At 40.5% G+C, this 12,234-nt stretch carries 11 protein-coding genes and 3 pseudogenes; 11 read left to right on the forward strand and 3 right to left on the reverse strand.

Annotated elements, in window-relative coordinates; translation table 11 throughout:
- The first annotated feature begins 365 nt into the window (after positions 1-365).
- The 5 genes from GGG_RS0117090 to GGG_RS0117110 are packed head-to-tail and all read left to right on the forward strand — an operon-like array spanning position 366 to position 5,410.
- The gene (locus GGG_RS0117090; RefSeq protein ID WP_004695737.1) at positions 366-797 is read left to right on the forward strand and encodes a hypothetical protein; all 432 of its coding nucleotides are present in this window, start codon (positions 366-368) and stop codon (positions 795-797) included.
- A gap of 26 nt (positions 798-823) precedes the next feature.
- Positions 824-1,072, forward strand: a complete 249-nt coding sequence (locus tag GGG_RS0117095) for a DUF2933 domain-containing protein (protein ID WP_004695740.1) — start codon at positions 824-826, stop codon at positions 1,070-1,072.
- A 20-nt stretch (positions 1,073-1,092) separates the two neighbouring features.
- Positions 1,093-1,743, forward strand: a complete 651-nt coding sequence (locus tag GGG_RS0117100; RefSeq protein WP_004663997.1) for an isoprenylcysteine carboxylmethyltransferase family protein — start codon at positions 1,093-1,095, stop codon at positions 1,741-1,743.
- An 11-nt stretch (positions 1,744-1,754) separates the two neighbouring features.
- Positions 1,755-4,130, forward strand: coding sequence for a heavy metal translocating P-type ATPase (locus GGG_RS0117105; RefSeq protein WP_010117046.1), 2,376 nt, complete (start codon positions 1,755-1,757; stop codon positions 4,128-4,130).
- Positions 4,127-5,410 carry an MgtC/SapB family protein gene (locus GGG_RS0117110; protein ID WP_004663995.1) on the forward strand — a complete coding sequence of 428 codons (1,284 nt, stop codon included), beginning with the start codon at positions 4,127-4,129 and terminating at the stop codon, positions 5,408-5,410. Before GGG_RS0117105 ends, GGG_RS0117110 begins: the two co-directional genes overlap by 4 nt.
- Before the next feature lie 38 nt (positions 5,411-5,448).
- On the opposite strand, the gene GGG_RS0117115 is transcribed toward GGG_RS0117110, so the two are convergent.
- Complete coding sequence (locus GGG_RS0117115) at positions 5,449-6,849, reverse strand: heavy metal sensor histidine kinase (protein WP_010117047.1); 1,401 nt, start codon at positions 6,847-6,849, stop codon at positions 5,449-5,451.
- Positions 6,842-7,522 (reverse strand): heavy metal response regulator transcription factor, encoded by a 681-nt coding sequence (locus GGG_RS0117120; protein ID WP_004679347.1) that lies wholly within the window; start codon positions 7,520-7,522, stop codon positions 6,842-6,844. Before GGG_RS0117120 ends, GGG_RS0117115 begins: the two co-directional genes overlap by 8 nt.
- A gap of 148 nt (positions 7,523-7,670) precedes the next feature.
- On the opposite strand from GGG_RS0117120, the gene GGG_RS0117125 reads away from it, so the two are divergent.
- The 4 genes and pseudogenes from GGG_RS0117125 to GGG_RS20745 form a co-directional block, all read left to right on the forward strand.
- Positions 7,671-7,967 (forward strand): hypothetical protein, encoded by a 297-nt coding sequence (locus GGG_RS0117125; RefSeq protein WP_005006338.1) that lies wholly within the window; start codon positions 7,671-7,673, stop codon positions 7,965-7,967.
- An 89-nt stretch (positions 7,968-8,056) separates the two neighbouring features.
- Positions 8,057-9,943 carry a copper resistance system multicopper oxidase gene (locus GGG_RS0117130; RefSeq protein WP_010117053.1) on the forward strand — a complete coding sequence of 629 codons (1,887 nt, stop codon included), beginning with the start codon at positions 8,057-8,059 and terminating at the stop codon, positions 9,941-9,943.
- Positions 9,930-10,850, forward strand: a complete 921-nt coding sequence (locus tag GGG_RS0117135; protein WP_010117054.1) for a copper resistance protein B — start codon at positions 9,930-9,932, stop codon at positions 10,848-10,850. The genes GGG_RS0117130 and GGG_RS0117135 overlap by 14 nt, the downstream gene beginning before the upstream one ends.
- A 23-nt stretch (positions 10,851-10,873) precedes the next feature.
- Positions 10,874-11,071 (forward strand): annotated as a pseudogene (locus GGG_RS20745) (hypothetical protein); the annotation flags it as partial.
- Positions 11,072-11,087: 16 nt separating this feature from the next.
- Here GGG_RS20745 and GGG_RS0117140 read toward each other — a convergent pair.
- Positions 11,088-11,246: pseudogene (locus tag GGG_RS0117140) on the reverse strand (DDE-type integrase/transposase/recombinase); the annotation flags it as partial.
- Between the two features lie 31 nt (positions 11,247-11,277).
- Here GGG_RS0117140 and arsH point away from each other — a divergent pair.
- Positions 11,278-11,781: pseudogene (arsH, locus tag GGG_RS19975) on the forward strand (arsenical resistance protein ArsH); the annotation flags it as partial.
- Between the two features lie 167 nt (positions 11,782-11,948).
- The coding region (locus GGG_RS0117150; protein WP_171057715.1) for an NAD(P)-binding protein at positions 11,949-12,234 on the forward strand (286 nt) is incomplete at its 3' end.

The raw sequence follows: 12,234 nt of genomic DNA on the forward strand, positions 1-12,234 counted from the left end.
AACTGTATTTTTCTTTAAAGGAATAACAGTGTAAATTACATTAAGAATGTGTCTCTAACTAGCCTTGGAGTCATCTAATCATTTCATTTTTATTTTTTTAAGCACATAAAATCATAACAACTTTAATAGTTTTAAAAGATTAATATTAAATAAAATTTTTGTCATCTCAGCATAGACTATATATTTCGAGAAGATCTCAAAATTACATTTTTGTCATTTTTAAAAAATAATTAATTAATAGTGCTAAAATTTTTAAGAGAGACAGAGAATAACCAAAAATTTCATCAGTTTAGTAGTCAAATTCCTAGACTCTGTTCAGTACTAAAACATAGCTTTTACTTCCAAATTATTTAAAGGAAAAAATTATGATGAAATTCAAAAACATTTTTTTGGGCTTATGTATCGCAGCCGCGTCATTGAATACATTTGCACAGCAATCCGATGAACACAAAGATCACCACCCTGAAAAAACAGCACCATCTGCAGTAACAATTAAGCAAACAGTTACCAGCACCACTGCTACAGATAAAATGGCTGCAATGGATCAACACATGAAGGCGATGCAAGCCATGCATGAGAAGATGATGGCTGCAAAAACCCCACAAGAACGTCAGAAACTTATGGCTGAGCACATGAAACTCATGCAAGGAGGTATGAGTATGATGAAACAGATGGGCAGCCAAAGCATGAATGCAAATATGGCTGACCGTCAGCAGATGATGGAAAAACGTATGGACATGATGCAATCCATGATGCAGATGATGATGGACTGTATGCCTCCGTCAGCAACTAAATAGTTACCCATGAATTAGGGGAAAGCACCATGAATCACCAACACCAAGAAAATAATTCAGTACCTAACTTCTGGTCTACACGTTATGCCATTGGTCTAATCGTGCTGGGTGGTATCGCAGCTTATTTTCTATTAACGGAACATTTAGCCCACGTTATCGGTGCTTTGCCTTATTTATTCCTTTTAGCGTGTCCACTGATGCATATTTTTATGCATGGTGGTCATGGGCATAACCACTCGCAGCAAAAAAAATCCGATATATCTGATAACAAAAAATAGCTCTTATCAGGAGATCCATCATGAATCATGCGGAATCGGCTTATGGTTTATGGACGCTGGTTATCATTAACTCAGCAGTTTTTATCATGTTCGCTTTCAGTTTTTTTAGACCTTCCACTGCGCGCGATTGGCGTACATTTGGGGCCTTTTCGGCTTTTATCATTGCTCTATTTGTCGAAATGTATGGTTTTCCTTTAACCATTTACCTGTTATCTGGTTGGCTTCAAACTCGCTTCCCTCAACTTGACTTACTTTCTCATAATGCAGGTCACTTGTGGTCAACGCTATTAGGTGAAAAAGGTGATCCACATTTTGGCATTTTGCATATCGCCAGTTACGTTTTCTTGGGCTATGGATTTTACCTGTTATCAACGTCATGGCACGTGCTGTACAACGCGCAACGTCAGCATTCTTTAGCGATCACAGGCCCTTATGCACGTATACGTCACCCACAATACGTGGCTTTTGTGATGATCTTGCTGGGTTTTTTATTGCAATGGCCAACTTTACTGACACTGATTATGTTTCCAATCCTACTCTTAATGTACAGCCGCTTGGCAATTAAGGAAGAGGCTGAAATGAGTAAACAGTTTGGCGCTGTCTATGACAGCTATGCTCAACAGACTCCGAGATTTATTCCAAAATTCGGCCATAAAACCACTTTTCCATAAGAGAATTATTTATGTCAGATCAAAAAAATCATAACCAGGACCATATGGCACAGGCTACAACAGACGTACTGAAAGACCCAGTCTGTGGTATGACCGTCACTGAAGAATCGAAATACCATGAGGAATTTAAGGGGAAAACTTACTTTTTTTGCAGTGATAAATGTCAATCAAAGTTTCATAGCAGCCCGGTGCAATATATCGCTAAACCCGCAACGACGACTGCCGATGCACATACACAGCATCATCAGACTGTTCAACACGTTAATGCGGCAAGCACAACAGGTACGACCATCTATACATGCCCAATGCATCCAGAAATCAGGCAAGATCATCCTGGAAACTGTCCTAAATGCGGAATGACACTGGAGCCACTCATTCCTGAATTAGAGGAAGATGAGGATCCGGAGTTACGTGATTTCCGCCGACGCTTCTGGTGGACACTGCCATTGACCATCATCGTGACTTTTTTGGCGATGTTTGGTCATCAAATGAACCTGTTCAATATGGCTGTTCAGAGCTGGATTGAACTGGTGTTGTCACTCCCAATTGTACTTTGGGCAGGTTGGCCATTTTTTTCCCGGGGTTGGCAATCGGTTGTGAATCGCAGCCCGAACATGTGGACGCTGATTGGTTTGGGCACTGGAGCTGCATTTATTTATAGTGTGGTCGCAACCATTGCACCGCAAATCTTTCCAGACTCATTTATCTCCATGGGTCGTGTCGCTGTTTACTTTGAAGCTTCAGCGGTCATCATTTCTTTGACCCTACTGGGGCAAATACTGGAATTAAAAGCACGTTCGCAAACTTCTGCTGCAATTAAGTCACTCCTCGGACTTGCTCCTAAAACAGCTCGCCGAATCCTGCCCGATGGAACTGAGGAAGATGTTCCTCTAACGCATGTCCATGTAGGAGATTTACTCCGCATCCGCCCAGGTGAAAAAGTTCCTGTGGATGGTGTAGTCACCGATGGAAGCAGTTCATTGGATGAATCTATGCTGACAGGTGAACCTTTACCGATCACTAAACGCATCGGTGATAAAGTCATTGGTGCTACCCTGAATACCAATGGTTCCCTAATCATGCGTTCAGAGAAAATTGGTTCAAGTACCATGTTGTCTCAGATCGTACAGATGGTGGCGCAAGCTCAACGCTCAAGAGCCCCAATGCAACGCATGGCTGATCAGGTTGCAGGTTGGTTTGTCATGGCTGTAGTAGCCATTGCCTTGCTTACCTTCTTTGGATGGGGACTGTTCGGCCCAGAAGAGTCGAGCTGGGTTTATGCATTAATCAATGCTGTGGCAGTACTCATTATTGCCTGTCCTTGTGCACTAGGCTTGGCAACTCCAATGTCTATCATGGTTGCAACGGGTCAAGGTGCTACTCATGGTGTGTTGTTCCGCGATGCAGCAGCCATTGAGAATCTGCGCAAGATTGACACACTAATCATCGATAAAACAGGTACGTTGACCGAAGGACGCCCTGTATTCGATCGTGTGGTTGCCGCATCAGGTTTCGATGAATCTGAAGTATTACGTTTAGCCGCCAGTCTTGATCAAGGCAGTGAACACCCGCTAGCCGAAGCGATTGTAAATGCAGCACACGAACGTGGCCTGTCTCTTGAAACACCAGATAATTTTGAATCAGGCTCAGGGATTGGTGTTCGAGGTCAAGTGGGCGATCGTCAGTTAGCTTTGGGCAACACAGCACTGATGGAGCAATTAGGTATCTCGGTACAATCTCTGATTCCGCAAGCCGAAGAGCTGCGTTCAGAAGGTGCAAGTGTGATGCATCTAGCCATCAATGGTGAATTGGCCGGCCTGCTTGCAGTATCCGATCCCATCAAAAAAAGTACCCCTGAAGCACTTGCCACCCTGAAGGAAGCGGGTCTACGTATCGTGATGGCAACAGGAGATGGTCTCACCACTGCCCGTTCAGTCGCAGCACGTCTAGGCATTGATGAGGTACATGGCGAAGTCAAACCCGCAGATAAACTAGAACTGGTCAGCAAATTGCAGAAGGAAGGTCGCATCGTGGCTATGGCTGGTGATGGCATCAATGATGCACCAGCCTTGGCTAAAGCTGATGTCGGTATCGCTATGGGAACCGGGACTGATGTTGCAATGAATAGTGCCCAAGTTACGCTGGTCAAGGGAGATTTACGAGGGATTGCTGTTGCCCGTTCACTTTCGGAAGCTACTGTCGGCAACATGAAACAGAACCTCATGTTTGCTTTCCTTTACAATGCTTTGGGTATCCCTATCGCGGCTGGCGTACTATATCCATTTACCGGTTGGTTGTTGTCACCGATGATTGCCGCCTTGGCTATGAGTTTGAGTTCAGCTTCAGTCATCACGAATGCCCTTCGCCTGCGAAATAAAAAGTTATGATAGAGAGTTCTTTTCTTCCACCAGATGTACCAGGTCTTATTGCAGCACTTGCCATCGGCCTGCTCATTGGTTTAGAACGAGGATGGCACGATCGTGAATTGCCCGAGGGCAGCCGAGTAGCAGGCCTACGTACCTTCACATTGACAGGATTGCTCGGAGGAGTGCTCGGTCATTTACAACCAAACTTCGGGCCTTGGCCGCTGGTCGCGGCCGTATTAGGGCTTTCCTTATTATTAACAGTGTCCTACGCGCGTACCGCAAAACTTTCCGGTAATCTAAGCGCTACCACGACGATCGCGATGCTGTTGACATTAGTTTTAGGTGCATATGCATCCCATGGTAATGTTACTTTAGCATTAACCGCGGCTGTAATCGTCGCTGTATTTTTGGATCTCAAGCCAACCTTACACGGTTGGCTACGCTTGATAGAGCATCGTGAATTAACCGCATCCCTGCAGTTGCTGGTACTTTCTGTCGTTATATTACCCTACTTACCCAATACGGGTCTGGGACCTTTTGCTGCATTAAATCCTTACCAGTTATGGTGGGCAGTGATCCTGATTGCCGGACTCTCTCTGGCAGGTCATTTTGCCATGCGGCTTACCGGTTCAGAAAGAGGCATATTCTGGACAGGTCTATTGGGTGGTTTGGCATCTTCTACAGCTGCAACTGTCGCACTGGCACGCTATACACGCCAGCACCCCGTCATGGTCAGTGCTGCTATTTCTGGAACATTGGCTGCCTGTGGCATCATGTTTTTTCGTATGGTTGTGCTGATAGGCGTCATTGAGCCAGCATTGCTAAGCACTTTTGGTGGTGCAATGATGATTGCGGGAATCCTTCTGCTGGGTATGGCATTGTGGAGACAACGCCAAATTACCAGCGCTGAAAACAACGATCGAACAATAGAAGCAATGGCTCCTTTTGATCTTGGGACAGCATTCAGCTTCGCTGCTTTCCTGGCTGTCATGGCAGTCTTGGTCCCGGCAGCAAAACAATGGTTGGGCACCAGCGGCATCTTCGTATTATCGACTATTTCTGGGCTAGCAGACGTAGATGCTATTTTAGTCTCACTTGCCCGCCTGCATAGTACTGAAGGCTTAACAACAAATGTGGCTGCTGTCGCGCTAGGGCTGGCCACACTGAGCAACATGTTAAGCAAAGCGACAATTGCATGGATGACAGGGGGGGCACAGTTTGGCCGAGCTATCATATTTGGCTACACAATTGCCATGATAGGTGCTGGCGTAGCTCTGGCTCTCAGTTTGAGCTTTATGTAAGGTCAACTCGGGTAAATGGAAGAGGTTCAAAAAATGAGTTAAAATGATTCCCCTTGCATGGATTCACTTTGAAAAACAATGGTAAAAATGATTCGACCATTGAGGGATTCAGCCTGGATGGTCGCCCCAAGCATATCAAGAATAGATTTTGTTATGGCAAGCCCTAAGCCGGTTCCTTCTTCTGTTCTTTGTCTAGACGCATCTGTTCGATAAAAACGATCAAATAATCTGGATAGTTGTTCAGGAGAGAGTTCAGGGCCTTCATTTTCAATTGAAAATATTGTGTTATCTAAATTCTGTTGAAGTTTTATCTGTATTGTAGAATTCTTGTTTCCATATTTAACTGCATTAGACAATAGGTTGCTGAGTGCGCGACGTAACATAGCAGGATCACCTTTTACATTGCCAGATCCTGTTTGTTGAAGTGTCATATTTTTTTCGGCAGCTAGAGCGTCATAGAAATCAAATAAAGCGGTAACTTCTTTAATGAGGTCAATATTCTGTAAGTTCTGTAAATTTAAGCCATGTTCTGCTTTTGCCAAGAAAAGCATATCGGACACCATTCGAGCCAAACGTTCAAATTCTTCTAAATTAGAAAATAGTATTTCTTGATAAGTACCAATATCTCGGTTACGGGCGAGACATACTTGAGTTTGGGTCATTAAATTATTAATCGGTGTTCTAATTTCATGTGCTAAATCAGATGAAAAATCGGAAAGTTTTTCTAAAGCTGACTCTAGTCTGTCCAGCATAGCATTGAAGGCGATTGCCAATGATTTTAGTTCGGTTGGTGTATGCTCAACTTCTAAACGTTCTGAAAGATGTTGAGCAGAAATTCCTTCTGCGACCTTAGCCATTTTTTGCACTGGTCTTAAACCTCTCCAGGTTGCAAACCAACCTAAAAACATTAAACAAATTGTACCAGCCAAACCAATATACAAAAGTTGACGCTTAAAATCTTTTAGAAAATGTAGATGTTCTGATGTATCGATCCCAACAATAATTCGTACAGATTGTATTTCAGAATTTCTATTTATACCTGTAGTGTAGATCATGCCACGATAGGTCTTATTCTTAATTTTCCATTTAATCCAAGGGTTATTTGCTGACTTGATTAACTGTTGAGTATTAATGATTGAAGGTGTTGAACTAAATAAAATCTGACCTGCCGGTCGTTCTATTTGGACCATAAGATCATGGTGTCCAACTAAAGCATCTTTCAAATATAGATCAAGTTCTGGAGAATTTTTAGGATGCTGTTGGAGAAGATTCTGAATAAGCTGGATTTTACCTTCTAATTGGGTACGATCTTGCGTTTCAAAATGATGCATCACTAATTTATGGATGAAAAACCCCATCATAATGAGAATACATATAGTCGATAATGAGAAAATAATACCAATACGAAAACTGATAGATTTGAATAATTTATTATTCATCTTCTACCTCTAATACATACCCCATTCCTCTAATATTTTGAATTAACTTAGGGGTAAAATTACTATCTACTTTATTTCTTAATCGTTTAATAGCGACTTCAACTACATTTGTATCACTATCAAAGTTCATATCCCAAATTTGAGATGCAATAAGTGCTCTTGGTAGAATTTCACCTCTTCTACGCATAAAAAGCTCCATAAGAGCAAATTCTTTAGCCGTTAAATCAATGCGTTGACCTGCTCGTGTTACCCGACGTTTTCTCAAATCAAGTTCTAAATCAGCAATCTTAATAATATTATTATCTTCTCTTTGTTGCCCTCGTCTAAGGAGCGTTTTTATTCGAGCTAGAAGCTCTGCAAAAGCAAAAGGCTTAACTAAATAATCATCAGCGCCTAGCTCTAATCCTTTTACTCGATCTTCGATTTGATCTCGGGCGGTAAGAAAAAGAATGGGCATTGTTTTACCGCTGCTACGAATATCATTGATAATATTCCAACCATTTAGTCCAGGTAACATCACGTCTAAAATAATTAAGTCATACTCTTCAGAAAGAGCTTGATGTTTACCCGTTAACCCATCTGTAACCCAGTCCGTAATATAGCCAGCTTCGGATAAACCTTGCTTGAGATAATCACCAGTTTTTTGTTCATCTTCAACTAATAGTATTCTCATCTCAGAATCCTAAGTTATTCATTAAAACTATAATAACGTTATAAAACATCTGATCGAGATAGATTACAAAAATGTCATTTTCAAGTCACTTAGATGTTCAGTGCTTCACTTTATTGTAGTAACAAGAAATTAACCTTTAGAGAAACTTATGAAAACTGTAGTGCGTCGTAGTCTAACAATTTTAATGTGTGCTGGAACTTTAATTGCTGGTACTCAATCTTGGGCAAAAGATGTATCAACCTCAAGTGCCACTAAAACGGTAAAAGCACAGGAACCTTGTACAAAACCTTGTAAAATGGAAAAAGATGACAAGACTCAGCAAGATCATAGTCAACATCAGTCTCCTAACTCATCTGACATGTCAAAAATGGATCATTCTATGATGAATATGGACCATTCTAAAATGGATCATTCAAAGATGAATATGCCTGGTAGCAATAAATAATTTTATAAATAGCGAGAAAGAAGTATTAAAGTTTATACTAAATATTTGCTTTATTACTTCAACCTTGACCTTTCTAAAGGTGAGATAGAATGTCAAAAAAGTTAAGTCATATACTCTTAATTGGAGTTGGTTTATTTTCATCAACTTGGGTAATGGCGGAAGTTAAAGAATATGATTTAACAATCGCTGAACAAACTGTAAATATCACAGGAAAACCAGTTGAGAGAATTACTGTAAATGGTAAATTCGTTGCACCACTTCTTGAATTTGAAGAAGGTGATGAGGCCGTTATCCGTGTTCACAATAAGTTAAAAAATCAGGACTCTTCAATCCATTGGCATGGCTTATTATTACCTGGAATTATGGATGGTGTACCTGGATTTAACAAATTTAATGGCATTGCCCCTAATAAAACTTATGAATATAAGTTTAAAGTCCGCCAAAATGGTACTTATTGGTATCATTCACATAGTAAAGGACAAGAACAAGACGGTTTATATGGTGCTTTTGTTATTTATCCTAAAGATAAAACTCCACTAACAGCTGCTGAAAAAACCGATAAAGATTACGTTGTTTTGCTTTCTGATTTTCATAATTCGACAAGTGATCAAATTATGAAAAATATTAAAAAAGAAGCAGATTACTATCAGAACCGCCGCGAAACAGTATTCGATGTATTAAAACAAGTTAAACGTGATGGGCTAAAAGCGACTTGGCAAGACCGTTCTATGTGGAATCAGATGCGAATGCTGAAAACAGATATGTCCGATGTGACTGGTTATACATTTTTAATGAATGGCAAGACACCTCAGCAAAATTGGACGGGTAACTTCAAAGCTGGTGAAAAAGTTCGCCTTCGTTTTATTAATGCTTCCGCTATGTCATTCTTTGATGTACGCATTCCAAACCTAAAAATGACTGTAGTCAGTGCTGATGGTCAACCTGTAAAGCCCGTTCCTGTAGATGAGTTCCGTATTGGTACTGCTGAAACTTATGACGTAATTGTGGAACCAAAACAAGCACATTACCAAATTGAAGCTGAATCTATTGATCGTACCGGTTTTTCAGTGGGAACATTACATGAAGAAAGCAGCCCAGCAGTCAAACAAATTGAGATGCCTAAGCCTCGTCCTCGTTCTTTATTGACTATGGAAGATATGGGAATGAATCATGATATGTCTTCTATGAAAGGCATGAATCACGATATGTCTTCTATGAAAGGTATGGATCATGATATGTCTTCTATGAAAGGCATGAATCACGATATGTCTTCTATGAAAGGTATGGATCATGATATGTCTTCTATGAAAGGTATGGATCATGATATGTCTTCAATGAAAGATATGAATCATGATATGTCTTCTATGAAAGGTATGAATCATGATATGCCGATGAATAGCGCTACTGTTAAGGCGGCTTCAGACAAGAATGATAATACCGTATTTGGATGGGCAAATGCTTCAACACCTGAAGGTAATAAAGCATTGCAATATAGTGATTTGCAATCGTTAGATCCTCAAAAAGACACTCGTGCAGCTGAACGTGAAATAGAGATCCGTCTTGGCGGAAATATGGAGCGTTATATCTGGACAATCAATGGTAAAAAATTCAATGAAACGGAGCCATTAGAAGTTAAATATGGTGAACGGATTAGATTGAAATTTATAAATGACAGTATGATGGCTCACCCAATGCACTTACATGGCATGTTTATGCAGCTTGAGAATGGTCAGGATCCAAGCAATATGCCAAACAAACATACGGTAATTGTTCCACCTGGGAAAACGATAACCACTCTACTCACAGCTGATGAGTTAGGGGAGTGGGCTATTCATTGCCACCTGCTTTACCATATGAGCGCAGGAATGATGAATAAACTAATTGTCGCCCAAGTAGACAAAGATAGTGTTTCAAAAAATATTGTTGCTCAGCCCCCAATAAGTGAGAAGGGAGTAAATCCACATGCAAATCACTAAGAATTTCTTCTCAAAAACAGTCTTATCAATTGTATTAGTAAGTATATCAAACTTAACTTTTGCTAATAGCAGCACTTCGCAACAAGAAAGTAATATTACAAATGGTATGAGAGTCTTATTACAGGAGTCTGGTGGCTTAAGATATAGCCCCCAAGAATTGTATCCAGAATATTATTCAATGGAAAATGCAAATGGGGGAGATAATATTATTCTGACCGCAAGAAAGAGATCAGCCCCATCTCATGATGATCATCTTAAAGAACATGGCGGACAAATTTATCAAGCAACAAAACTTGAAAATGCATGGATAGTTGATGAAGATGGTAAGGGTACACTAGGAACGAAGTTTGAAACTTTGATTGGGACAGATGAAAATCGTCTATTTATTGAAGCCAATTCGGAAAAGTCAGAAAGTAATGATCCAAAATATGCTGTATCAGCACTTTATAGCCGTAACGTAGCCCCATTTTGGGATGTACAAGCTGGGGTAAGATATAGTGAAGATAAAAATAACAGCAGCAGCGATCGAGTGGATGGGGTTATTGGTATATTAGGTCTAGCTCCTTATTTCTTTGAAACACAAGCATATCTTTATGGCGGTGAGAATAATTTTTGGGGAGCAAGTTTTGAATTAGAACGTGATTTGCTTTTAACTCAGAAACTTATTACTCAACCTTATATCGAAGCAGATGTAATATTTAGCGATGATTCTAACTATGCTGCAAAATCAGGTTTATCAGAACTAAAAACTGGTATCAAAACTAGATATGAGATTACTAAGCGATTTAAACCTTTTATTGATATTGCTTATCAGTATGAAAAAGGACAGCAAGATACTTTTATGCAAGAGGCTACTAATTCCGAAAAAGGGTGGAAATATGGTGCAGGCATCGAATTAGTTTTTTAAAATAGTATGATTTGGATTCATGAATGGTAGCTTCGGCTACTATTCATGAATTATTACTATTTATTTTCGAATCTGTAAAACTAAAAAAGCTTAATTTTTGGTCTATTTTTATGCAGTGGTTAAAAACATGCTTATCGCTGTTTTTATCGTTTGCTATTCTTTTAGTAGGATCGGCTGCTACTACTTCGTCTGTACATCATCGGTGTTTAATGCCGTCTGAATAGATGCATGTGGCATAGCCGTCTTCATCGATTTGAATCCTAAAGTGGCCCTAATGATCCGCTTTAGCTTGCCATGATTACATTCGATCACGTTATTTTTATACTTAACCTGCCTGTGCTCAAGATCTGGTGGACATTTTCTTTCCCATTTTAACCGTGACAAAGCACCTCCATATGTGTGCTTTATCTGTATCTATCACTTGTGGGGCCTTCCTTTGCCAGAAGATGCGGATACTGAGCATCCAAAAGTAAAAGAACTGCATGAGCTTCTTGCATGGTCTGAAGGTATGGTCTGGTGTTCACCTGAACGTCATGGTTCTATGAGTTCCATTTTTAAATCACAAATAGACTGGATTCCACTTGCAGGAGGAGCAATCCGTGCTACCCAAGGTAAAACCCTTGCCTTGATGCAAGTCAGTGGTGGATCACAGTCATTTAACAGCCTGAACCAGATGCGTATTTTGGGGCGGTGGATGCGGATGATCACCATTCCAAATCAGTCTTCAATTCCGAAAGCTTTCTTGGAATTCGAAGAAGATGGACGAATGAAGCCTTCAGCTTTCTATGACCGGATTGTGGATGTCATGGAAGAGTTATTTAAGTTCACTCTACTGACTCGTGGTCAAAGCAAATACCTGACTGATCGTTATTCTGAACGCAAGGAATCGGCTGAAGAGTTGTCCAAGCGTGTAAATCAGCGCAGTTTATAAATGCTGGATGGTATTAAATACTGCGCCTCATTGCCAGGTCAGTAACACTTTTATGCTGTACCGATGAAGTGCTGTTAAAGGTACAATGAATATTGTAAAAACCCAGTCTTCATGATTGGGTTTTTACATTAAAGAAGTCAGAGATAAATAAGGAAAAGGTGAAGGCTTTGAACCAGAAACAGACTGAAACTGATGTGATCATTATCGGTGGTGGGCAGGCCGCTTTATCTACCGCTTATTTTTTAAAGCGCAAGAAAATCCCATTCATTATATTGGATGAGCAAAATCAAGCGGGGGGTGCCTGGCTGCATACCTGGGAGTCATTGCGTCTTTTTTCTCCTAATACCTGGAGTTCTCTATCCGGTTGGATGATGCCCATCACTGAACAGACCTATCCAACACGAAATGAGGTGATCCAGTATTTATCGGCTTATGAACAGAGATATCAATTTT

Source organism: Acinetobacter sp. P8-3-8, assembly GCF_000214135.1.
Classification (GTDB): domain Bacteria; phylum Pseudomonadota; class Gammaproteobacteria; order Pseudomonadales; family Moraxellaceae; genus Acinetobacter.

What these genes read in the sequence shown, in the direction of transcription:
- GGG_RS0117100 (WP_004663997.1), top strand. Translation starts at nt 1,093, where the DNA reads ATGAATCATGCGGAATCGGCTTATGGTTTATGGACGCTGGTTATCATT.
- GGG_RS0117115 (WP_010117047.1), bottom strand. Translation starts at nt 6,849, where the DNA reads ATGAATAATAAATTATTCAAATCTATCAGTTTTCGTATTGGTATTATT.
- GGG_RS0117120 (WP_004679347.1), bottom strand. Translation starts at nt 7,522, where the DNA reads ATGAGAATACTATTAGTTGAAGATGAACAAAAAACTGGTGATTATCTC.
- GGG_RS0117125 (WP_005006338.1), top strand. Translation starts at nt 7,671, where the DNA reads ATGAAAACTGTAGTGCGTCGTAGTCTAACAATTTTAATGTGTGCTGGA.
- GGG_RS0117105 (WP_010117046.1), top strand. Translation starts at nt 1,755, where the DNA reads ATGTCAGATCAAAAAAATCATAACCAGGACCATATGGCACAGGCTACA.
- GGG_RS0117095 (WP_004695740.1), top strand. Translation starts at nt 824, where the DNA reads ATGAATCACCAACACCAAGAAAATAATTCAGTACCTAACTTCTGGTCT.
- GGG_RS0117135 (WP_010117054.1), top strand. Translation starts at nt 9,930, where the DNA reads ATGCAAATCACTAAGAATTTCTTCTCAAAAACAGTCTTATCAATTGTA.
- GGG_RS0117110 (WP_004663995.1), top strand. Translation starts at nt 4,127, where the DNA reads ATGATAGAGAGTTCTTTTCTTCCACCAGATGTACCAGGTCTTATTGCA.
- GGG_RS0117090 (WP_004695737.1), top strand. Translation starts at nt 366, where the DNA reads ATGATGAAATTCAAAAACATTTTTTTGGGCTTATGTATCGCAGCCGCG.
- GGG_RS0117130 (WP_010117053.1), top strand. Translation starts at nt 8,057, where the DNA reads ATGTCAAAAAAGTTAAGTCATATACTCTTAATTGGAGTTGGTTTATTT.